The organism is Acinetobacter sp. AOR34_HL (assembly GCF_027854795.1).
Classification (GTDB): domain Bacteria; phylum Pseudomonadota; class Gammaproteobacteria; order Pseudomonadales; family Moraxellaceae; genus Acinetobacter; species Acinetobacter junii.
The window spans coordinates 15,662-37,724 of the sequence record NZ_JAKTID010000031.1 but is presented as its reverse complement, the minus strand read 5'-3'; the positions used below and the strand labels follow the sequence as shown (position 1 = coordinate 37,724).

The following is a 22,063-nucleotide window of genomic DNA, read 5'->3' as shown; positions in this document are numbered from 1 at the left end:
AGCAGACTTTCATGATCAGTATTGGTTTGATGATGTAGTCTGCATAAATCAATTTCAAGTGAATTGAGCTAAAATCCATCAACTCAATGGCTCAAATTACACCGATAATTAAAAAACTCGACTCAATACTTTATCAACGCTCTTAAATGCTGACTCATTAAAGAAATCACAAGCGAGTTCATTTGTCGGAGTAATTGGATTCACCTCTCTCGTCGTATGGTAAAAACCCCAATACTCACGTGCTTGATGACGAATTCGCGTATCCGCTAAATTAAACTCTGTACTAGGTTGATATGCTGTCCATGATGCATTTTGCCAAATACCCTGATTTTGAACAGTACTACTGGTACTGACATGCGCAAGATTTTGCGTTGGATAAGATTCAATATAATCTTGAGTACTCAACTGAACTTGTTTTTGCCAACATGTTGCACCTGCAGGGAATTTATCCTGACTGGCAAACAATAGTCCTTGAATAATTTCTAGTGTTACATCGCTTATGAACGATGATGCTGTCGCTTGTCTTAAAAAATAACGTACATAGTCAGAAACCTCTAAGCCAGACAAGTCAATCTTCTTGAGCTGATAAGTAAGTTTAAATGCTATTCTCTGTTCTAAATTATAAGGTTCATACTCTAAAACACTATCACTGAATACGGCTTTACGACCTACGATATAAGCACCAGTGGTATTTTGCGGTGGAAATATGGTTGATATCCCATTGCTAGTAATAAAGTTTCGAAGCGCTTCAGTCTGTAATTTTGGTGTTTCGGTATAAGTAATTAAAAGATCATTATTTTTATCTACTTGATACGATTTCTTTGTCAGTTTATTAGACTCATTTGCAGCTGAAAGATCATAACTATAAAAAGCTTTATTCTGAGGATCAACAGTTCCATAAATATCATCAGTTTCTTCAGTACAAGCCACTAAACTTAAAATACTTAAACTAATCAATAGCCGTTTTTTCATTATATTTTCTCATGATTTTAAATATCAAATTTTATCCAAATTATACTATCTGGTACAACTAAAAAAAATATTGCTCTTTTTAAAAATAAGTTTTCTATTCAAAATGAAATGCGAAATTATCAATCTATTTTTTAGTGAGTACTGACTGTATTGCCTGACAGAAAGCCTCTTTATTTTTAGGTGATACCAAAATATAAGTTGCTATACCATTCTTTTTATAATCAATGCGTAAACGATCCAAAGATAGAGCTGGGGACGAGGTCAGATGATGTGTGCTTGTAAGCTCAACAATATCCTTCTTATTTATTCTCCATTTAAACCACATCGAATGAATCGTCAGTTCATGTTCAGTCACAACATAACGAGTGTTTAAGATCGGCCACCACAGCACTACAATCGTTAGAAAGTATATAACTGCATGCTCAGGGTATTCTTGCATGGTTCCTTTAATATACATCGTCCATAAAAACTGCAGCAGTAAACCTGTCGTCGCAATGACTATTCCCCATAACCACCAATCTATTTTTGAACGAAATGTCTGCATACTTTGTACCTCGATAAAATTCACTCATTTAAACGTATTTTATAACGAGAACAAATAAAAAACGCCCTGTCGGGCGTTTTGATTTCACTCATTAAAATACATAGGGACGTATAAAAATAAGGAAGAATAATCCTAACATTAAGAACCACTTTAAAAAGTAATAAAGTTGGCGGTTTGATTTCTTTAATGCTTTGGCTTTAATTCGGATTTGGTAAACATAACCAAAAACTTTATTTAAACCACCTGTTTGGTCACCTGCTTCATTGGGCGAACTCGCAGCAGTCATCACACTTTTACCAAACCAGTGATTAAACTTTTCCATAAAACGTGTTTTTAATGGACGCTCTACATCAGCGAAAAAGATAATACGGTTTTGATCTGTTTTATTTTCAGCGTAGTGAATGTAGGTTTCATCAAACACAACGCTTTTACCATCACGCCATGAATAACGTTCGCCATCCACATCAATAAAGCAACGGTCATCATTTGGTGTAATCAAACCTAAATGATAACGCAACGAACCTGCATAAGGGTCACGATGTCGTACTAAACGACTATCTGGTGCCAACTCGGTAAACATCGCAGCTTTAATACTTGGCAATGTTTTCAACAAAGCCGTCGTTTTTGGGCAAAGCTCAGCAGCTGACGGATGCGCAGAATCGTACCATTTAAGATAAAAACGCTTCCAACCTGTTTTAAAAAATGAGTTAAAACCTAAATCATCGTAACTACTTGAAGCTTTAATCCCACCCTTGTCGTATAAAGCTTTCGCCTCATCACGAATCATTTCCCAATTTTCATCTAAAATTTTTAGGTCTTTGAAATATTGAGTATCGATATAAGGTTGATTCGGTACTTTAGAAAACATGTACATTAAGAAATTAATCGGTGCGAGCACAGTAGAATGGTCAAAAAATTGACGATAAAACGAATGCTTAACTTTACCACGACGCTGAATATACAACGCCGAAATGATAAAGATCGCTAATATGATCCATTTAATCATTGATATCGGCACTTAAAAATTAATCGCCAAATTTTAACACCATCCCTCACAATTTCTAGCCGCTTTTACTCAAACTCCGACTTGGATAGCGAGTTAATTTTTTTTAATTCTATTTTTCAAAAACTTAATAACTTTTTTTAAAAACTATATTTTTGTTTTAAGCTCTTTTTTCACCTGATACATTCTTGCATCGGCTTCATGGATTAATGTTGTTGCATCAATATACCCTTCAACATGATCGGTTTGTTTGACACCGATACTCAAGCTAATTGAAGGTTCTATTTGGCGAATATATTGCTCCAAACGAGGTACAAAACTCTCTATCGCTTGAGATTCTGTACATCTTGGGAAAATGATACAAAATTCATCACCTCCGCATCGAAAACAATGATCATCAAGTCGAGCAACATAGCGGATACCATCTGCCACTATTTTTAAAATTTGATCGCCACGTGGGTGCCCAAATGTATCGTTGATCATTTTGAAATCATTAATATCAATAAATACCACCGTCACAGGTTCTAAAGTATGTTCAGCCGTACATATAGTTGCATTCAAAATACTATTTAAATGTCGAACATTCAGTAAACCTGTCAGAGGATCAGTTTGTGACAATGCTTCCATTTGTTGTGCGCGATCTTCGAGGACATTGGCATATTGTTCAATTTTCTCTTTAGACGATTTGATTTCACTGACTAAACTCCAAACATAGGTTTCAACAACTAAAGAAATATCAAACATGAATAGTTTTTCTAGAGTTTGCACAACTTGATGATATTCATCTGTATGTCCAATTTGCTCATACACCAAAGTCATTAATCTAGTTTTGAGATGATAAATCGCCGATAAATATAATTTGGGTTCTACACCGATCCGCTTATGCACTAAACCAATCCTTAGACGGTTGTTAACGTAATTGGCATCATAAGTCCCAGAAAATAACTCAGTGACGTATTGTCGTTGCGCACGTTGTAAACGAGATAAGGTATCTACATCTCCAATCAAAGTTGCAATTTCGTCTACTGAAGTTTGTTGTTGATAAAACTCCATCACAACTTGATCAAATAAAGGCTCAAGCTTTATGCCTAATTGAACCAACTGTAGAAGTTCTTTATTCGTCAACGATAATAAAGATTTTCGATACTCTATTTCCTCTGAGGAAATATGCATTTGTTTCATCAAGGTTTGGTCTGTTGGTTTCATCCTGACACCTCTCATCCCCAAACAAGATTATCGAGAATCGAATTGGATTGATTTTCAGTTCTATCTTGTTCTGAGTGTGCAAACCATCTTTAGTTAAATTTTAGCCTTTATTTCCACTTTCCACTTCAAGCATTAACTAACATTTTTTGTCAGCTGATGACGGTGTTTCAATATGAAAAATAAATGCTGTGAATGTTTAAAAGAACCACAGCTTCCCTATTTAAAGGTTCTAGCGCTAAATGTGATTTTCTTCTCAAAATGCAGCAAGAAATAGACCAAAATAAAGAATTTGCCTTTGAACAAATAAAATTTAATATCTATTCCTTTAAGAAAGCACATATTCCACAGTAAATGAGTGTTTTAGATAAATTTATTGTTGTAAGTACTTATGGAGATTATTTTATTCATTTCAGCATTTTTTATTTACAATCATCATTATAAACAACAATAAACCATTGATTTAAATTAATTAAAATAATAAAAAATGATCCATCAAAACAATAGATGACCCTCGCGTCACGGCTTGATACAACTTGTTATGTTCTTTTTGGATATAGTTATCGTAAGATTAGCGAAGCATTTTTGCGCCCTTTCAGGCGCATAAGCTTTATGACATCAACTTAGAATCCTCCACAACAAGGAGATCAGGCATGATCCACGCTGGCAATGCCATTACCGTCCAAATGCTTGCGGACGGAATTGCAGAATTCCGCTTTGACCTACAAGGTGAGTCGGTTAATAAATTTAACCGTGCAACCATCGAAGACTTCCAAGCAGCAATTGCTGCAGTTAAAGCCAATAACGATATTAAAGGCTTAGTTGTTACTTCTGGAAAATCAACATTTATCGTTGGTGCTGACATTACTGAATTCGGCGACAATTTCGCTGCTGGTGAACAAGCAATTGTTGATTGGCTTATGCCTGTACATGACGTCTTCAATAGCTTTGAAGATTTAGACATCCCTAAAGTTGCTGCGATCAATGGCATGGCGCTTGGTGGCGGTTTTGAAATGTGCTTAGTGTGTGACTACCGTGTCATGTCTGAACAAGCACAAGTTGGCTTACCAGAAATCAAACTTGGTATCTATCCTGGTTTTGGTGGTAGCGTTCGTTTAAGCCGTTTGATCGGTATCGACAATGCTGTTGAATGGATGGCAATGGCGAATCCTAAGAAGCCAGCTGCTGCGCTTAAAGATGGTGCTGTAGATGCAGTTGTTGCTGCTAACAAACTTCAAGAAGCTGCTGTTGACTTAGTTAAACAAGCACTTGCTGGTCGTTTGAACTGGAAAGCAAAGCGTCAAGAAAAATTAGACGCAATTAAATTGAACCCACTTGAACAAATGATGGCGTTCAATACAGCAAAAGGTGCGGTTCTTGCTAAAGCAAATCCTGCACAATACCCTGCTCCTAAGTTATTGCTTGACTCATTACAAGCAGGTGCAAACCTTACACGTAATGATGCATTAAAAGCAGAAGCTCAAGGTTTCGCTAAAGCTGCGATCACACCACAAGCTGGCGCACTTATCGGTTTATTCATCAATGACCAAGTTGTGAAGAAAACTGCGAAAAAATATGAAAAAGGTGCTCATCCTGTAAACCAAGCAGCTGTATTAGGTGCGGGTATCATGGGTGGTGGTATTGCTTACCAAGCGGCAAGCAAAGGCACTCCAATCATCATGAAAGATATTGGGAACCCACAACTTGCATTAGGTATGAAAGAAGCGAACGGCTTGCTAACAAAGCAAGTTGAACGCAACAAAATGAAACCTGCACAAATGGGCGAAACACTTGCTCGCATTCGTCCAACTTTAAGCTACGATGAGTTTAAAGAAGTGGATATCGTGATCGAAGCAGTGACTGAAAATCCAAAAGTAAAAGAAATCGTACTTGCAGACACTGAGAAGAATGTTCGTGAAAACACGATTATTGCTTCTAACACGTCTACGATTTCAATTACGCGTTTGGCGAAAGCATTACAACGTCCTGAAAACTTCGTTGGTATGCACTTCTTTAACCCAGTACACATGATGCCATTGGTAGAAGTGATCCGTGGTGAGAAGACATCTGATGAAGCGATTGCAACTACTGTTGTTCTTGCTCAGAAAATGGGTAAAACACCAATCGTTGTGAACGACTGCCCAGGTTTCTTAGTTAACCGTGTATTGTTCCCTTACTTTGGTGCATTCGACCTACTCGTTAAAGACGGTGCTGACTTCCAGCAAGTGGATAATGTAATGGCGAAATTCGGTTGGCCTATGGGTCCTGCATACTTGATCGACGTTGTTGGTATCGATACAGGTGTACATGGCGCAGAAGTGATGGCTGAAGGTTTCCCTGACCGTATGAAGCCAGATTACAAAGGTTCTATCCAAGCGATGTACGAAGCAAAACGTCTTGGTCAAAAGAACGATGTTGGTTTCTACAAATATGTGTTAGACAAGAAAGGTAAGAAAGCGAAAACTGTTGACCCAACAGCTTACGAAATCATTGCGCCTTTCGTGACTGGCGAAAAACGTGAATTTGATCCACAAGAAATCATTGACCGTATGATGCTTGCTTTCTGTAACGAAACAGTTCGTTGCTTAGAAGACAACATCGTTGCAACTGCTTCTGAAGCAGATATGGCGATGATCATGGGTGTAGGTTTCCCTCCATTCCGTGGTGGTCCATGCCGTTATATCGACCAAACTGGTGTTGCTGAATACGTTGCGCTTTGCGACAAATATGCACACTTAGGTAAAGCTTATGAAGCGCCACAAATGTTGCGTGACATGGCTGCTAACAACAAAAAATTCTACGGTTAAGGAGCGACGTGAATGGCTACTTTAAATCCACGTGACGTTGTGATTGTTGATGGCGTTCGTTCTGCCATGGGCAAATCACGTAACGGTATGTTCCGCAATGTACGTGCCGACAGTTTATCTGCTGAATTAGTACGTGCACTTGTTGCTCGTAACCAGTTTGATACCAACGAAGTTGAAGACATCATTTGGGGTTGTGTAAACCAAACTTTAGAGCAAGGTATGAACATTGCTCGTAACATTGGTTTATTAGCTGATATTCCAAAGACTGCTGGCGGTCAAACCGTTAACCGTCTTTGTGGTTCTTCTATGCAAGCACTTCATACTGCTGCTGCACAAATTGCGACCAACCAAGGTGACATCTTCATCATCGGTGGTGTAGAGCATATGGGTCACGTAGGTATGATGCACGGCATCGACCTTAACCCTGAAGCATCTAAACACTATGCAAAAGCATCTAACATGATGGGCTTAACTGCTGAAATGTTAGGTCGTATGAACGGTATCTCTCGTGAAGAACAAGATGCGTTCGGTGTTGAATCTCACCGTCGTGCATGGGCTGCAACACAAGAAGGTCGTTTCAAAAACGAAATCGTTGGTGTTGAAGGTCATGATGCAAATGGTTTCAAAATCCTTTGCGACATCGACGAAGTGATTCGTGCTGACGCAAACCTTGAAGCATTCAAAGCGTTGAAACCAGTTTTCGATCCTAAAGGTGGTTCAGTAACAGCAGCAACTTCTTCTGCTCTTTCTGACGGTGCTTCTGCAATGTTAGTTATGTCTGCTGAACGTGCTCAAGCGCTTGGTTTAAAACCACGTGCTGTGATTCGTTCTATGGCTATTGCAGGATGTGATGCTGCAATCATGGGTTACGGTCCAGTTCCAGCAACTCAAAAAGCGCTTAAACGTGCTGGTTTAACGATGGCGGATATCCAAACGATCGAATTAAACGAAGCATTTGCTGCTCAAGGCTTATCAGTAATGAAAGGCTTAGGCATCTATGATAAACAAGACATCATTAACTTGAATGGTGGTGCGATTGCATTAGGTCACCCATTAGGCTGTTCTGGTGCTCGTATCACTACTACATTGTTGAACGTGATGGAACAACAAGATACACAAATTGGTCTTGCGACTATGTGTATCGGTCTTGGTCAAGGTATCGCGACAATTATCGAACGTGTTTAATCGACACTGAGATAAAAGAAAAATCCCCGCCATGTGCGGGGATTTTTTTATAACCAATTCTATTTATTAGAGAATTTAAAACAGCGATCAACCCAAATAAAGTCTATAGACAAACAAAGTGGCATCAGATTAATATCGGATTTCCAAAAATTATAAGGCTCTAACAATGTTTAAAAATATGGCAGCAGATTTAATGGGGACAAGTGACATTGGTCGGATCATCGAACCAAGAGACTATGACAAAACAGATATTGATGACTATATTTTTCATGAAGATAACGAAAAAATCTTTTTCCTGATCAAAGCCAAAACTGATGAATATTGTTTCACAAACTCTGCTTTCATTCATCTCGATGGTACAAGTGCTGTAAGTAAAAAACGTACTTTAAACCGATATCCCTACAAACATTATCAAATCAGTCATGTTCAGCTCGAAACTGCAGGTACAGTAGACCGTGATGTAGAACTCAAGTTCCATCTAGGCGGTGCAGCATATTCAATTGATATTGAAAAATCACAAATTGAAAAAGTGCGCGATTTATATAAAGCACTGTTTAGCATTGGTGAGGCTTGTAAAGAAATCGAGCGCCAATCATCATTGCTTTTTTCAACACAACAAGCTGTAAATAATATGTTCTCGTTGCGTGAACTTCCTGAGCAAGTGTTATTAAATTTACCAAGTATCATTTCACAAACAACGATTCAAGTTGAAACAAAACTGACGGAGCATCGTAAAAAGATTGAAAACCATGATTTTTCTGCAATTTTTGAACGTTATATAAAAGAATAAATAAAAAAATCCCCGTACCATTACGGGGATTTTTTATCTCAACATATGATTTAAGTTAACGTGTTAGAAAGTTCTGAGGTGTTTTCAAACCCGCTTCAATTTGTTGTTGTAATTTTAATAGATCATCCAAACTTACTTTTATTGTGCCTTCACGAAATGCATTCGCATTATCCCGATTAATGTTGAGGGGTTCTAACATTTTGAAGACCCCATTACTTGGATTAGATGACTGAAAGCCCATCGCAACAGCCATAATATAATCTTCTAAAAAAGGTGAAACTTGAGATAAATCAGGCTGTACGGTTCTCGGCTGATAATCCATCGAAGTTGTGACTTCGGTGAGTTGAGCATTTTGAATATCAGTCTGCTGCTTGTTTATATAATGTTGTAGGGCTTGGCGGACTTTGATATCTTCCTGAAAAGGAACCAATCCAACCTCTTCACGTAGCTCTGATTCTGCCATGATCCGAATCGTAGGCAAAGAACCTACCTGTTCTTCGGCTTGAACAGTGGCAATACCGATATAAGTTAACATCGTAATCAGCAATGATCGTTTGAGTAAGTTCATTTCTGCTCCAAAACTCAGTCATCAAATCCGTGATGAGATTAAATAAAAGCATCTACCTATAGGCTACAACAAAGTGCTGTTTTATTCAGCAGAGGTCAGATAAACGGTAAATTTCATTAAAATTTTAAACTTTAGATAAAAAAAATTAAAATAGACTCATCTGTTAGATGTTTGTAAAAAATCAAATTTCAACGCCAAAAAAACCTCGCATATATCGTCTTTTTTGATTATTGTCCTATGAGCTATTTTCATATTTTTTGTTCTTTTTTAAATTTAAAATTCAAAATATTAGGAGTAAATGGATGTCTTCAACATCAGCAAAAATAACAATGATCTGCATGCTATCAGGCGTTGCTTTAACTGGATGTGCAACTAAAACCCTTATTACTAAAGACAGTAAAACCTATACTCGTACTGAACGTGTCATGTTAGTTGAGGACAATGTCGTTGCGTTCGGACGACCTGCTCAAGCATCTGCGAACTTACCGAAAGACAGTATTGTGATTGCAGGGCAAAAAAACAGTTATATCCTGACGCAAGGCGGCACTCAGTTTGTCACTTTGATCAATAAACTTGATCCTAAAAACATCCAAATCACCAGAGAACTCAACTTCTATTCGGAAAAGAATGATGGAAATTTCTCAGGTACATTGCCGCTGTCTTATGTAAAACTTAAAGAAGACCTGAGCAAAAAGGACTTAGAATTTTTCATAGAGAATGGTGCCAAAGAATGTTCATCATCTAGTGACGAACGTATGCAAGCGCAACGCTTTTGTTTTGATATTAAATTGGCGGGGGTAGTCTACCCTGCTGCAAATAATCTCAGTTCATTAAAAGCATTGAGTAAACCTTATCAAGTCTCGATTTATACCCACAAACAAGAAACTTATAGCTCTAAATCAGGTATGAATCCTTTTGAAAAACTCGTTTTGTTGCCATTTGCAGTGGCGATTGATGTAGTGAGCTTACCGTTCCAAGCAGCTGAAAAGATTTTTGATTAAATAAAAAATAGGTCTTTGATCATTGTTCTGAAAGATGCTCAAAGACCTTTCTACTGTGTTGATTCTAATTCAATGCGTTATATCAACTATGTGTTTCTTCTTCGCCTTCATTATCAAAAATTTTAGCGATCTTTTCGATATTTAGGCTTTTTGCCATCGCATCAAAAATATCTTTATATACACCCTGTTGCTGATAAAGTTGATGATGTTCACCATGCTCAACTATGGCACCATCTTGCATGACATAGGTGTAGTCAGCATCAATAATCTGAGAAAGACTATGAGAGATAATAATCACAGTTCGCCCTTGTTTGATTTCATCTAAACTGTGCTTAATCTGCTCTGTTGCGATTGCATCCAAACTCGCTGTCGGTTCATCTAGAAAAATAATCGGTGGATCTTTAAGAAACATACGTGCTATTGCGATTCGTTGCTGTTGTCCGCCCGACAATAACAATGCATCAGATTGATAACCTTTAGGTAACTTTAAAATTTGCTCATGGATCGATGCTTTTTTAGCGGCTTGGATAATTTCGTCTTCACTTGCATCCATTTTTCCATAGCAAATATTGTCTTGTATCGTGCCCTGAAAGATATGATTTTTTTGCAGCACTAAACCAATATGATCTCGCAAATATTGAGTATCCATATCATTCAAATCAATACCATCCAACAGAATTTGTCCTGTCTGCGGTAAATAAAATTTATCCAATAAGCTGATTAAAGTCGATTTGCCTGCACCAGATAATCCCACCAGTGCTGTAATTTTATTGGGTTGTATGGTCATACTAATTTCTTTAAGCGCATGATGACCATTTGGATAGAAGAAATCGACCTGTTTTAACTCAAACTTTCCACTGAGTTGTGAAGGTTTCTGCTGTCCTGAGGTTTCAATCTGATTATCCGCTTCAAGAATCTGAAAAAAACTTTCCGCATAAATCATGGCAGCATTGACCTCATCATAAATACGATGCAATGAACGAATAGGAGCTGAAACATTATTGAATAGCAAAATATGAAACATAATCATCCCGATACTCATGTCGCCAATCAACACAAAATACGCGGTGAGTATAATGATAAAAACGATCCCAATTTGCTCAGTAAAAGTTTTAACGCCATCAAAAATAAAACTAATTTGACGCGTGTGCATCTGATTATCGGTAAGCTGCTTTTGTAAGATCAGTTGTTTTTCAGCTTTAACTTGTTCACGGTTAAACGACTTAATAACTGTAATCGAATTAATAATACTCAGAATACCCTGACTTTTCCGCTCACGACCATCTCTTAAACTCCGTCTTACTCCACCTAATTTCTGCGCTTGTTTAAAGGTCAACCAAAAATAAATCGGCACGATACTTAGGGCGACTAGCCCAATCCAAAAATTAGCATAGAACATCAAACCCAATGCGAGAATCGCGCTACTGAATAAAGGCAAAATGTCGATAAAGAAGATTTGAATCAAACGTGTAATCGAACCAATACCACGATCAATACGAGTTTGTAATTTTCCCGCTTGATTGTCATCTTGAGTGAAAAATGAAAGCCGATAGGTCAGAAATTTCTCAATAATTGCTTGGGCAACATCTTGTGAAACCATAATTCTGAGACGCTCACCAAATAACTTTTGCCCAAACTGAATCAAAGTACTGATAATTTCTTTACTAAGTAAAATAACACTGATCGTTACTAAAATATGCCAACCTTGAGTAAGACCATCTCCCGCTTCTACTAAACGATTGATTTGATCAACAGCATATTGCAGCGTTAAAGCATTAACCTGAGCGGTCAATGCTCCAATCAAAGTCAGGATTAAGGTGATTATCACCAATAGTCTGTAAGGCTTCACAAAAGGTCGAACTTTGCTAAAAAGTTGCCATAGATTCATGTTTTTAACGTCAGCTCTCCTCAAAAACTTTTAATTTAGTTCAAACCATTATCGTCTAAATAACCTAGAGCTCTTTTTCTAAAACAGCAACATTGTTATTTTTAATTTTCTCTATTTGAGCATTTAGCTTTAAAACATCTTGGTATAACGTATTGAATTTGCGGACTTGAGCAGATTCATGAAACAAAATAAGTTTTCCTTGTCGCTGCCATTCATATTTTTTTAACAAATCAAACATCGCTTGGGCTTTTTCAATGATTTGCTGTTCTATAGCAAAAATATCTTGAGCTGGATCAACATGCAGATTCTTGGCGAGTTTCTGTTGTAGGCGTTGCTGTAAGTCAGCATCTAGAGAAAGTTCTTTGGCATCAGCTAAAGCTTGAGATTGTATCTGCTGACGCTTTTTATCGTACTCTAATGATGCACGGCGAACATCGCTAAACATTTGCTCTGTTTCTTTATAGTTTGATTTACTATCACGCTCCAATCTTTCTACATCTAAAAATGCATCCCACTGCGCTGCTTTTAATTGACGTAAATAGTGATTACGCGCCTCAATATTCTCCTTCCAATAATTCAGTAGAAACTCCGACATCAACTGATAATCACCAGATAGCCGATCATCCTCAACCTCCAATTGTACGGGCGTTGACCAATCCTGTGCTTGGATATATAGCTCACGCATTTTTTCTGCCATCACGACATCAAACATTTTCTGATTTTGAATTGTTCGCTGTTTTGAATTATTTTGATAGATGAAAAATGCCCCTATACATACCACGATCACACCGAGAATCATTAAAATACGGCGCATAAAGCCTCCCTAGCTTCATTTTATTTTTTGTTGTTAAAGTCAGTTTAATCAATAAGAAAACAATATATATAGTTTTTATTTCACTTCTCGTAACGGAGCATTACATTTTAATCGCTTTAAATTCAGCAACTACGCCCCTATTATCTCTTTTAACGATAATTGAAGAGAAATTTTATGCGCGTTGATATTTGGTCAGATGTAGTTTGTCCTTTCTGTTACATCGGAAAAAAGCGTCTTGAACATGTAGCTGAACAAGCAGGCATTGAGCTAGATATTCATTGGCATAGCTTTGAACTTGATCCTGACGCCCCTACAAAACACGAGGTTTCAAATACTGAACGTCTCGCGCAAAAGTATGGACGTAGTTATGCAGAGATGGAAGAAATGGAGCGTAATGTCGCCGCTATGGCAGCGACTGAAGGCATCGATTTCCAATGGCAAAAAGCCAACTCTGGGAATAGTTTTAACGCTCACCGCATCATTCATTTGGCACAAAGCAAAGGTTTAGGTAATGAAGCAAAAGAAGCTTTTTTCCATGCTTATATGACTGAAGGTTTGGCGATTGGTGAGCGAGAAGTTGTTGAGGAAATTGCTTCACGTATTGGTTTAGACAATGCTGAAGTTGAATACGTGTTAGATTCAGATGAATTAGCTGACTTTGTACGTCATGATGAAAAAATTGCACATGAGCAATTGAAGGTCACAGGCGTTCCTTTCTTTGTTTTTGATCAGAAACTTGCACTTTCGGGCGCACAGCCTCGAGAAATCTTTTTACAAGCACTTCAACAAGCACAAACCACATCAGTAGAAAGCATTGAGCAGGACAACTCAGCTCAATGTAATGATGAATCTTGTGAAATCAAACATTAAGACATCATTCATCTCATAGGTTTCGGTTCACCCCGAAACCTATGCGCTCCACGCATGTAAAAATCAATACAATTCCAATCATTATTGATCACAAATCAGGCATTTTTATTGCACTAAATAATATGAAACAAATCCTGTAATTACTTTGATCAAGTTTTGACTACAGGCTTTGTGATGAAGCTCACATAAAGAATTTAAATTTATAGATATCTTTGTGTATAGCCATCTAATTATCCGATTCTATCTTTTAATACGTAGCAGTTTTAAAGCTAAAAGTATGATCTAAATCTCGATTTAGCAAATTTAAATACAGAATTTGAATAACTTAGGCACTATAGATTTTACGCATTTTTCTTCTATAATCGTCATAAAGTGACAATCTTTTGTTATGGAAATGCAAGAGTTACAAGCCTTAATAAACGGTCAGATTCAACCAGAACAAATATGTGTAGAACAGCTTGTAACATTGGCAAAACAGCACACTTTGGCAACCACGACTGAATACAAATTGCTTGAAGATGCTGTCAATGTTGTACTTACTTATTATTTAAAACAGGCTCAAGCCTATCTCTAAGGAAATAAGCAATGGACGTATTAGAGAAAGCATTATTGGTTGATGAGCTCAAACATCTTATTGTTGGGCTTAATGATAATAAAGCTTCGCTTTTTGAAATTGCCAAATCAAAAAAAAGAATTAAAGACATTTGCGCATCATGTAATGACCCTCTTTTTCAAGAAGAATTAGCGCAGTTCAAACAATATATACAACAAGAAGAAGTCCCATCTGAGGAACTTGCTGCATATGGTTTTTCGATGACTTATTACGGCACATATAACTTCTCAGAAAAAATTGAGCATGCTTTATTTGCTGCTCCTGATATGGGATGGGCAACCTTACGCCAAGCTAATCATTGGCAAGTATGGGTGGTTCGCCCTGCTTTGTCATTTTTGAAAAGTCCGTGGATGGACTCAAGCAAAGAAGCTTTAGAATGGTTAACTAAACACGCTAAGCAATATGTCAAAACTGATGAGCAGCTAAAACAAATCATTCCAATCTTAGAACCAATCAGTGAAGCTGGGTTAGATTCAACAACAAAGGCAACTCAAACTGAAACCAAGGATGTGTTAACGGTGCTTAAAGAGAAAACTGCGAATTTCGATGCACAGCTTGAAGCGATTATTCAAGAAAAATTACAAACTGCACCACCAATTGCACCTTCGACACCATCAGTTGCAAGCAGACCAAAACCAAGTTTTAAATCCGCTTCTCGACCGACTGCGAATCTAGAAAAAATTAAACCCCTAAATACAGAATTTAATCTAGATGGTTTAGTTTGCCGACTTGAACGTGTAGATCCAAAAGTTTTTCCATCTTTGTATCATGTAGATCTACATGATGAGATTGATCAAAACATTAAAATTGATTGGTTATATTTAAAAGCTGAAAATGATGAACAACCAATTTGGGAAACAGCTCAAATCTTTTTAGCTGAACAACTCTATGCACAAGGTCAATTTTCACATTATGTTGTCTTAATTGGTACACACAGCGTTGAATATGCAACGAGTGTTTTACAAACCTACACTGATCAACGCCATACGCGTACCAGCTCCATACATCAGACACATTGGACGACCTTTAAACAGCACTATCATCAACATGAAACGTTGTTTAATGAATGCATCATGAATGGTCATACAGTTTGGCAACGTGATGAAGATGCTTATCCATATATTCCAGCATCATTTATCAATACACAGAAGTTCATTCCTTTTGATGAAACAGCGGCTAATTTCCTTACACCAATTATTCTGTTAAAAGAACGTCAAAAAATTCGTGTGATACATGGCTTAGAACGCATCAAACTTTCCTCTGAAGACCAAGCCTATCCATTCTTATTACTTGATCGTACAAATGGCTATACATGGCAATTGATTCGACAAGTGATTAGTAGTTTAGCTCAACCGATCTCAGTCCACGCCTTGTATGATGCTTTAGCTAAGGCGGACGTTTCAGCATAACAAAAATCTATCACAAGACTTATATAGCCACATTCATCTCAGAATGTGGCTTATTTTTTTAAAAGTTTATTTGTATAGCTCTCTGATAAATTGCTGTTTTTTGTGTCTAAATATTGATTTTAATAACGAAATAATAAAGAGTGAAAAGAAGAACAATATATAAGCTTAAATTATGAATACTTTTTTTAAAACGGTCCCTATCGCCCTTGTTCCAACACTTTTGGCTCTTCCATTCGGCGTAATAACTCAAGCCACTTACGCCACTGAAGAAACATCCGTTCAGGGTGAACAAGCTCATGCATCAGACTCGGCAAATCTATTAAGTTATATACCTAAATGGGTCGATGCTACACCTACTATACTTCCTGAACATTCTGATCAACCTATCGTTCCACCAACTTCAGAAACAGAAGATAGAACCTGGATTGATCGCAAACAAAAAGATATTCGGAATTGGGCAGATCGAACTTCTGTCAAAATTGATGATTGGTTTGGAGATGTAGATCCAGAAAAGCCTGCTTCAGCTACCATTCGGGTCTTGGTTGATAATTATTGGAATAAATATGATCAATATGAGGTTAAACCTCGTATTCGTGGAAAAATCAAACTACCAACATTAGAAAAAAAATTCAGTGTGGTTTTTGGTGATGACTCCCTTGATGATGAGTTTGACAACAATGTTGCCAATACCAACACTCAACCGAATCAAGATCCTGATAAAAAATTTGATTCAAAACAAACTAGAGACAGTAATGGATCAATCGCATTACGTTGGTCAAATTTCTCCAAACGACTACCATTTGATACCGATGCAGATATCGGTATTCGCTCTGGTGATGATGTTTATTTACGTTTGAGAGCAAAAAAATATTGGGATTTAGATCATGACTTTAATTTCAATGCTGAACAAATCTATCGTTATGGAAGTAAAAGTGAAAACTATCTTCGAACAAATTTAGAACTGATTCACGCACGCCCCAATCAACCTTTTTTATCAAATCAACTCAGTTTGACCTATGCTGATACACAAGATGATGATCTACGATGGGACAACCGTACATTCCGCCAACACCAATTTTTTGCACACAATAGTTTTAAGTACGGTATTTACACGGGTGGCTATTACGATAACAACGATTTACGTCTAAATAGTTGGGGACCTTTTGTATCTTGGCGACAACCTCTTTGGCGCGAATGGTTCTATGTACAAGGAGATCTCAATTATTTTAACGACCATCGTGAAGATCGAAGCCATTACGTCAGTACATTTGTTCGGTTTGAAAGTTTGTTTTGATGAAATTAACAGCGATCTTGTGGATAACTTTAAGTTTATCCATAGCAAAAAACCTCTAATCACTTAGAGGTTTTTTGCTATCAGATGAGATAAAACTACTTCAATAGTAGGCTATTGATTCGTTTTACATATGCTGCTGGATCTTCAGGTAAACCACCCTCCGCAATAACAGCCTGATCAAAAATCACATTCGCTAAGTCATCAAATTGCTCAGAACTTTCTAACTTTTTCACCAGTGGATGTTCAGGATTAATTTCAAGGGTAGGCTTAATCTCTGGAACTGCTTGTCCTGCTTGTTTAAGCATACGTACCAACTGAGGTGAGAGCTCACCCTCACTAGTTACTAAGCATGCTGGAGAATCCACTAAACGTGTAGTCACACGGACTTCTTTAGTTTTCTCTTTGAGTGAAGCACTCAAGCGATCGATGACAGGTTTAAACTGCTCAGCTGCCTCTTCAAGCGCTTTTTTCTCTTCAGCATCTTGTAAATCACCTAAGTCAACAGCACCCTTTGAAACATTCTGTAACGGCGTACCTTCGAACTCATGGACAAAATTCATCGCCCAATCATCAACACGATCTGCCATCAGCAATACTTCAATGCCTTTTTTCTTAAATACTTCAAGTTGAGGAGAGTTTTTAGCAGCATTCAAACTTTCAGCCGTCACATAATAAATAGCCTTCTGACCTTCTTTCATACGCGACTTGTAGTCAGCAAAAGACGTTACAACCTCATCATTAGTCGACGTTGCGTAACGCAATAATTTCAAAATGCGCTCACGATTACCAAAGTCTTCGCCTAGACCTTCTTTTAGTACAGATCCAAATTCCGCATAGAATTTTTTGAATTTCTCTTGATCTTTTTCATCTTCAGATTTAGCTAAACTATCTAATAAGGTTAATACACGGCGTGCATTCCCTTCACGAATAGTTTTAACATCACGGCTTTCTTGCAATAACTCTCGGCTGACGTTCAATGGCAAATCAGCACTATCCACAACACCTTGTACAAATCGTAAATAATTTGGAATCAAATTATCTGCTTCATCCATGATGAAAACACGTTTCACATATAGCTTAATGCCAGCTTTTGCTTCACGGGTAAATAAATCTTGTTTTGCTTGACTTGGGATATACAACAATTGCGTATATTCAGTACTTCCCTCAACTCGGTTATGTGCCCAAGCCAATGGTTCTGCAAAGTCGTGACTTAAATTTTTGTAAAACTCGATGTACTGTTCTTCAGTAATTTCACTCTTGCTACGTGTCCATAATGCACTCGCAGAGTTAATCACTTCCCATTCATCTGTTTTGACCATTTGACCACCTTTAGGCTCTTCGCCCTCAGCAGTCTCTTCCTCTTGCCAGACTTCTTTTTGCATTTCGATTGGCAAGCTAATATGGTCAGAATATTTATTAACGATTTGTTTTACTTTCCAAGATTCTAAATAATCCAGTGCATCATCACGTAGGTGCAAGATGATATCTGTACCGCGTGTTGCTTTATCAATGCTTTGAACCTCAAACTCACCTGTTCCACCACTAATCCAACGTACCGCTTCTGTTGAAGCTAAACCAGCACGACGAGATTCGACAGTGATTTTATCCGCAACAATAAAACCTGAATAAAAACCAACACCAAACTGACCGATCAATTGCGCATCTGCTTTCTGATCACCAGTCAGCTTAGACATAAAATCTTTTGTACCTGATTTTGCAATCGTACCTAAATTATCAATCGCTTCTTGTTGGCTTAGACCGATACCATTGTCTGAAATTGTAAGCGTTTTATTTTCTTTGTCTAAAGTCAGACGCACTCGTAAATTTGGATCATTTTCATAATATTCGGGATGATTAATTCCCTCAAAACGTAATTTATCACATGCATCTGATGCATTCGAAATGAGTTCACGTAAGAAAATTTCTGGGTTTGAATAGAGAGAATGCGTCACTAAATGCAATAACTGAGCAACTTCAGCTTGGAAACTATAATTTTGTGATGCTTGTTCACTCATAAATCACTCCTTATTTGTGAGGCTTATCAATTTGGAATGATCTATGAATGGTGTATAACTAAAATTTTTCAATCCTTAAAATGCAATTTTTTATCTAAATCACTCAAATTTACGTGAGCTAGAAAGGTCCCTGACTCAACACGCGATCTTGTAGGATACGATCAAGTTGTTGTTGTCTTTGTAAATATGCTTTACTCAAACATAATGTTTTCGCACCGCAACGATTACGCTGTTTCAACCATTGAAACTGCTTATCTTTTTCAGCATCACGCCCTCCCATTGGAAGAGCATGCAAGATAATTTGATAAGTTGTTGCCAACTTTACATCGGCATCATTTAATTCTCGTTGATTACAAATCTGATGTTCAACCGTTGATTTTGCTTGATGGCATGGAAAACTAGCAGCTTCCACAGATGAAATAAATAATGGAAACAAAATAAACCCAATACACCCTAATTTAAATTTCATATCAAATCACACATAAATATAGTGAATTCTATTTATCATACGAGCAGTTCTTTTATTTTTATATAGGTTTTTAATATAAAAAAAGCCCCACATACTGTGAGGCTTGCACAACTAGATGACTTAGAATTTATAGCTATAACCGAGGGTATAGACCATTGGATTCAAGTCTAATTTAAATTTAGTACCATCAACTAATTTAACTTTAGGGCTAATGTCTGCATAACGTGCATCAAAGTAAACACCCCAGTTTTTCGCATCAGCAGGTTGGAAATTGAAACCTAACTGACCTGCAACACCGTATGCATTTTTTACGTCGTCCGCCACGCCTTTTTCATGCCATGCAATAAATGCTGTACCACCGACACCAATATAAGGAGTGAAACGAGTTGAATTTTTAAAATTATATTTTGCTGTAATTGTTGGTGGTAATTGGCGCACACTTGCAACCTTTTCACCATTTAATAAAACATCGTGATTAATAGGATCAGCTAATAACACTTCAGCAGAAAACGGTGTATCACCAAAGAAATATTCAACTGACGGTGTAAATGCAAATTCATGATCCCCTTTTACCGTAGCACCAGGTGCAAGCGTTGTATCTGCTGTTGGGTCAATTAAACTCGCACCCACTTTAATTTGAAAACCTCCTGCAAATGCAGTTGAAGATAACCCCAATAATGCGACCACTAAAACTTTCTTTAACATTTAAATAACCTCATTTAAAAAATTATGTTCTTGCCCAATATAATAAACACCAGTTCACATTATTATACAATAGAGATAAAATCCGACTATTTTAATTATTTATCCAATCCATTGAATAACAAAAAAATATAATTGTTAAAATATGTAATATAACTTTAATCCAGACCATTTAGGTCAAGATAAACGCCTATAAAACCAAGCAATTTTATCAGAATTAACCATTAATAAAGACTGATAAATTTATTTAAAAAATAGAATTTAATTCTACTTAAAAATAATAAATCCACAATTTTTAATATAAAGTCATCATTATTTTAATAGAATAAAAAAGAGACGAAAAATATAACATGATTATTTTAAAATCAGTTAACCAAGATATTAAATAAATAAAATACGTAATTTAATTCACAAAAAATAAGGCCCTTAATCAGGACCTTTATTTAGAAAGATTATTATAGAATCATGGCTGCAATCCAGCCAAAGATCAAAAGAGGAATATTAAAATGAATAAATGTTGGAACGACCGTATCCCAAATATGATCATGTTGACCGTCCACACCTAAACCAGCCGTTGGTCCCAAAGTTGAATCCGATGCTGGAGATCCTGCATCTCCCAAAGCTGCGGCTGTACCGATCAATGCAATCGTCGCCAATGGTGAAAATCCAAATTGCACACACAACGGTACATAAATAACAGCCAATACAGGCACACTTGAAAAAGATGATCCAATCCCAATCGTAACAAATAAGCCGATAAATAACATCAGAAATGCAGCTAATGCATGATTATCACCAATGATATTGACCACACCATTTACCAATTGATTAATATCGCCTGTATGCGTCATGACTGATGCAAATCCAGCAGCAGAAATCATGATGAAGCCTACCAATGCCATCATCCGCATGCCTTGCACAAAAACATCATCCGCATCTTGCCATTTAAAAATTCCAGAAGCGGATAGCACAGCAAATCCAACCAATCCACCTAGAATCATAGAACCAGAATACAGTTGTGCAACCAGAGTCAGCACAATTGCAAGCAAAGCCATAAACATGGTTTTCTTAGAAATTGTCGGTACATTTTCTGCTTCATGTCGAAGCTCTTCAGCATCGGCTTTGAGATCATGCTCAACTTGAGATGTTGTACGCAATGGTTTATCTAAATCAATAGTTTTTACCGTTATGATTGTACGATCTACGTATTCTCGTGGCTTACGGTAACTCACAAACACTGCCACAAGCGTACCAAGAACCATTCCTAAAACAGGAATAGCCATTCCAATCGGCATCATACTGCGTTCGACATGCAAACCATACGCTGCACCAATTTTGTTAATATTTCCCATCAAAATCTGTTCAAGGAAAATCGCACCAAAACCAACAGGCAGGAAAATATATGTTCCCACTAAACCAAGCGTTAGCACACATGCTGCCGCACGACGATCCAATTTTAGATGGTTCATGACTTTCAGCAATGGAGGTACCAGTACAGGGATAAAGGCGATATGAACTGGGATTAAGTTTTGCGAAAAGATTGCTGCAATTAACAAAATGGTTAATAAAAGATACTTCACCTTTTTTTCTTGATTTTTACTTGCTTCAAAGCCCAGTAAACCAATCAATTTATGCGCAAGTAAGTCAGGTAAACCTGATTTAGAAAGTGCTAAAGCAAACGCACCTAATACTGCATACGCTAAGGCAACTTCAGCACCATCACCTAAACCAGTATTAAATGCTTCCACAGTTTGGGAAAGACTCAAACCTGCAACTAAACCACCAATAATGGCTGAAATCACTAAAGTGAGAACAACAGAAACTCGTGCCAGTGACAGTATAAACATCACGGCAATCGCGATTACGACAGCATTCATGAAAAAAAGTAGGAGCAAAAGAAAGGCGACATTCTAGCA

The 22,063-nt window shown here is 37.2% G+C and carries 19 protein-coding genes; 8 read left to right on the top strand and 11 right to left on the bottom strand.

Annotation, left to right across the window (positions count from 1 at the left end):
* Positions 1–108: 108 nt before the first annotated feature.
* From MKL32_RS04525 to MKL32_RS04510, 4 genes are all read right to left on the bottom strand, one after another.
* Positions 109–972: a hypothetical protein gene (locus MKL32_RS04525; protein WP_212387936.1), complete on the bottom strand. Its 864-nt coding sequence runs from the start codon at positions 970–972 to the stop codon at positions 109–111.
* A gap of 124 nt (positions 973–1,096) precedes the next feature.
* Positions 1,097–1,516 (bottom strand): PH domain-containing protein, encoded by a 420-nt coding sequence (locus tag MKL32_RS04520; protein ID WP_039047695.1) that lies wholly within the window; start codon positions 1,514–1,516, stop codon positions 1,097–1,099.
* A gap of 91 nt (positions 1,517–1,607) precedes the next feature.
* Positions 1,608–2,522 (bottom strand): lipid A hydroxylase LpxO, encoded by a 915-nt coding sequence (lpxO, locus tag MKL32_RS04515; protein WP_212387933.1) that lies wholly within the window; start codon positions 2,520–2,522, stop codon positions 1,608–1,610.
* A gap of 144 nt (positions 2,523–2,666) precedes the next feature.
* Positions 2,667–3,725, bottom strand: a complete 1,059-nt coding sequence (locus MKL32_RS04510; RefSeq protein WP_004916884.1) for a diguanylate cyclase domain-containing protein — start codon at positions 3,723–3,725, stop codon at positions 2,667–2,669.
* Between the two features lie 650 nt (positions 3,726–4,375).
* On the opposite strand from MKL32_RS04510, the gene fadB reads away from it, so the two are divergent.
* The 3 genes from fadB (at position 4,376) to MKL32_RS04495 (ending at position 8,504) form a co-directional block, all read left to right on the top strand.
* The gene (gene fadB, locus MKL32_RS04505; RefSeq protein WP_270900262.1) at positions 4,376–6,529 is read left to right on the top strand and encodes a fatty acid oxidation complex subunit alpha FadB; all 2,154 of its coding nucleotides are present in this window, start codon (positions 4,376–4,378) and stop codon (positions 6,527–6,529) included.
* 12 nt (positions 6,530–6,541) lie between these two features.
* Positions 6,542–7,714, top strand: coding sequence for an acetyl-CoA C-acyltransferase FadA (fadA, locus tag MKL32_RS04500; RefSeq protein WP_005403562.1), 1,173 nt, complete (start codon positions 6,542–6,544; stop codon positions 7,712–7,714).
* 166 nt (positions 7,715–7,880) lie between these two features.
* Positions 7,881–8,504 (top strand): PH domain-containing protein, encoded by a 624-nt coding sequence (locus tag MKL32_RS04495; RefSeq protein ID WP_270900261.1) that lies wholly within the window; start codon positions 7,881–7,883, stop codon positions 8,502–8,504.
* Between the two features lie 55 nt (positions 8,505–8,559).
* Here MKL32_RS04495 and MKL32_RS04490 read toward each other — a convergent pair whose 3' ends face one another.
* Complete coding sequence (locus MKL32_RS04490) at positions 8,560–9,072, bottom strand: hypothetical protein (RefSeq protein WP_004916891.1); 513 nt, start codon at positions 9,070–9,072, stop codon at positions 8,560–8,562.
* 302 nt (positions 9,073–9,374) lie between these two features.
* Here MKL32_RS04490 and MKL32_RS04485 point away from each other — a divergent pair, with 302 nt between their 5' ends.
* Entirely contained in the window at positions 9,375–10,073 is a 699-nt protein-coding gene (locus MKL32_RS04485) for a hypothetical protein (protein ID WP_112987187.1), read from the top strand.
* A gap of 82 nt (positions 10,074–10,155) precedes the next feature.
* Here the strand turns inward: MKL32_RS04485 and MKL32_RS04480 are convergent, their stop codons facing one another.
* Both MKL32_RS04480 and MKL32_RS04475 read right to left on the bottom strand, forming a co-directional pair.
* The gene (locus tag MKL32_RS04480) at positions 10,156–11,961 is read right to left on the bottom strand and encodes an ABC transporter ATP-binding protein (protein ID WP_270900260.1); all 1,806 of its coding nucleotides are present in this window, start codon (positions 11,959–11,961) and stop codon (positions 10,156–10,158) included.
* A 64-nt stretch (positions 11,962–12,025) separates the two neighbouring features.
* Positions 12,026–12,775: a hypothetical protein gene (locus MKL32_RS04475; RefSeq protein ID WP_112987528.1), complete on the bottom strand. Its 750-nt coding sequence runs from the start codon at positions 12,773–12,775 to the stop codon at positions 12,026–12,028.
* A gap of 174 nt (positions 12,776–12,949) precedes the next feature.
* Between MKL32_RS04475 and MKL32_RS04470 the strand changes: the two genes are divergently transcribed.
* The 4 genes from MKL32_RS04470 to MKL32_RS04455 all read left to right on the top strand — a co-directional run bounded on the left by MKL32_RS04470 (position 12,950) and on the right by MKL32_RS04455 (position 16,961).
* Positions 12,950–13,645: a DsbA family oxidoreductase gene (locus MKL32_RS04470; RefSeq protein WP_042892071.1), complete on the top strand. Its 696-nt coding sequence runs from the start codon at positions 12,950–12,952 to the stop codon at positions 13,643–13,645.
* Positions 13,646–14,033: 388 nt separating this feature from the next.
* On the top strand, positions 14,034–14,219 hold the full coding sequence (locus MKL32_RS04465; RefSeq protein WP_204379157.1) for a hypothetical protein: 186 nt from the start codon (positions 14,034–14,036) through the stop codon (positions 14,217–14,219).
* An 11-nt stretch (positions 14,220–14,230) separates the two neighbouring features.
* Positions 14,231–15,667, top strand: coding sequence for a hypothetical protein (locus MKL32_RS04460; RefSeq protein WP_039048157.1), 1,437 nt, complete (start codon positions 14,231–14,233; stop codon positions 15,665–15,667).
* Between the two features lie 172 nt (positions 15,668–15,839).
* Positions 15,840–16,961, top strand: a complete 1,122-nt coding sequence (locus tag MKL32_RS04455; protein WP_204379237.1) for a hypothetical protein — start codon at positions 15,840–15,842, stop codon at positions 16,959–16,961.
* 95 nt (positions 16,962–17,056) lie between these two features.
* On the opposite strand, the gene htpG is transcribed toward MKL32_RS04455, so the two are convergent.
* The 4 genes from htpG to MKL32_RS04435 all read right to left on the bottom strand — a co-directional run bounded on the left by htpG (position 17,057) and on the right by MKL32_RS04435 (position 22,024).
* The gene (gene htpG / locus MKL32_RS04450) at positions 17,057–18,976 is read right to left on the bottom strand and encodes a molecular chaperone HtpG (protein ID WP_004916915.1); all 1,920 of its coding nucleotides are present in this window, start codon (positions 18,974–18,976) and stop codon (positions 17,057–17,059) included.
* Positions 18,977–19,094: 118 nt separating this feature from the next.
* Positions 19,095–19,445 carry a lysozyme inhibitor LprI family protein gene (locus tag MKL32_RS04445; protein ID WP_042892076.1) on the bottom strand — a complete coding sequence of 117 codons (351 nt, stop codon included), beginning with the start codon at positions 19,443–19,445 and terminating at the stop codon, positions 19,095–19,097.
* Positions 19,446–19,565: 120 nt separating this feature from the next.
* Positions 19,566–20,150, bottom strand: a complete 585-nt coding sequence (locus MKL32_RS04440) for an OmpW/AlkL family protein (RefSeq protein ID WP_005403553.1) — start codon at positions 20,148–20,150, stop codon at positions 19,566–19,568.
* A gap of 452 nt (positions 20,151–20,602) precedes the next feature.
* Positions 20,603–22,024 carry a Na+/H+ antiporter family protein gene (locus tag MKL32_RS04435; protein ID WP_075696852.1) on the bottom strand — a complete coding sequence of 474 codons (1,422 nt, stop codon included), beginning with the start codon at positions 22,022–22,024 and terminating at the stop codon, positions 20,603–20,605.
* Positions 22,025–22,063: the final 39 nt, after the last annotated feature.

Coding starts and splice junctions, on each gene's coding strand:
- MKL32_RS04455 (WP_204379237.1), top strand. CDS start 15,840: ATGAATACTTTTTTTAAAACGGTCCCTATCGCCCTTGTTCCAACACTT.
- fadA (WP_005403562.1), top strand. CDS start 6,542: ATGGCTACTTTAAATCCACGTGACGTTGTGATTGTTGATGGCGTTCGT.
- MKL32_RS04510 (WP_004916884.1), bottom strand. CDS start 3,725: ATGAAACCAACAGACCAAACCTTGATGAAACAAATGCATATTTCCTCA.
- htpG (WP_004916915.1), bottom strand. CDS start 18,976: ATGAGTGAACAAGCATCACAAAATTATAGTTTCCAAGCTGAAGTTGCT.
- MKL32_RS04490 (WP_004916891.1), bottom strand. CDS start 9,072: ATGAACTTACTCAAACGATCATTGCTGATTACGATGTTAACTTATATC.
- MKL32_RS04440 (WP_005403553.1), bottom strand. CDS start 20,150: ATGTTAAAGAAAGTTTTAGTGGTCGCATTATTGGGGTTATCTTCAACT.
- MKL32_RS04470 (WP_042892071.1), top strand. CDS start 12,950: ATGCGCGTTGATATTTGGTCAGATGTAGTTTGTCCTTTCTGTTACATC.
- MKL32_RS04460 (WP_039048157.1), top strand. CDS start 14,231: ATGGACGTATTAGAGAAAGCATTATTGGTTGATGAGCTCAAACATCTT.
- MKL32_RS04465 (WP_204379157.1), top strand. CDS start 14,034: ATGGAAATGCAAGAGTTACAAGCCTTAATAAACGGTCAGATTCAACCA.
- lpxO (WP_212387933.1), bottom strand. CDS start 2,522: ATGATTAAATGGATCATATTAGCGATCTTTATCATTTCGGCGTTGTAT.
- MKL32_RS04435 (WP_075696852.1), bottom strand. CDS start 22,024: ATGAATGCTGTCGTAATCGCGATTGCCGTGATGTTTATACTGTCACTG.
- MKL32_RS04525 (WP_212387936.1), bottom strand. CDS start 972: ATGAAAAAACGGCTATTGATTAGTTTAAGTATTTTAAGTTTAGTGGCT.
- MKL32_RS04445 (WP_042892076.1), bottom strand. CDS start 19,445: ATGAAATTTAAATTAGGGTGTATTGGGTTTATTTTGTTTCCATTATTT.
- fadB (WP_270900262.1), top strand. CDS start 4,376: ATGATCCACGCTGGCAATGCCATTACCGTCCAAATGCTTGCGGACGGA.
- MKL32_RS04480 (WP_270900260.1), bottom strand. CDS start 11,961: ATGAATCTATGGCAACTTTTTAGCAAAGTTCGACCTTTTGTGAAGCCT.
- MKL32_RS04495 (WP_270900261.1), top strand. CDS start 7,881: ATGTTTAAAAATATGGCAGCAGATTTAATGGGGACAAGTGACATTGGT.
- MKL32_RS04520 (WP_039047695.1), bottom strand. CDS start 1,516: ATGCAGACATTTCGTTCAAAAATAGATTGGTGGTTATGGGGAATAGTC.
- MKL32_RS04475 (WP_112987528.1), bottom strand. CDS start 12,775: ATGCGCCGTATTTTAATGATTCTCGGTGTGATCGTGGTATGTATAGGG.
- MKL32_RS04485 (WP_112987187.1), top strand. CDS start 9,375: ATGTCTTCAACATCAGCAAAAATAACAATGATCTGCATGCTATCAGGC.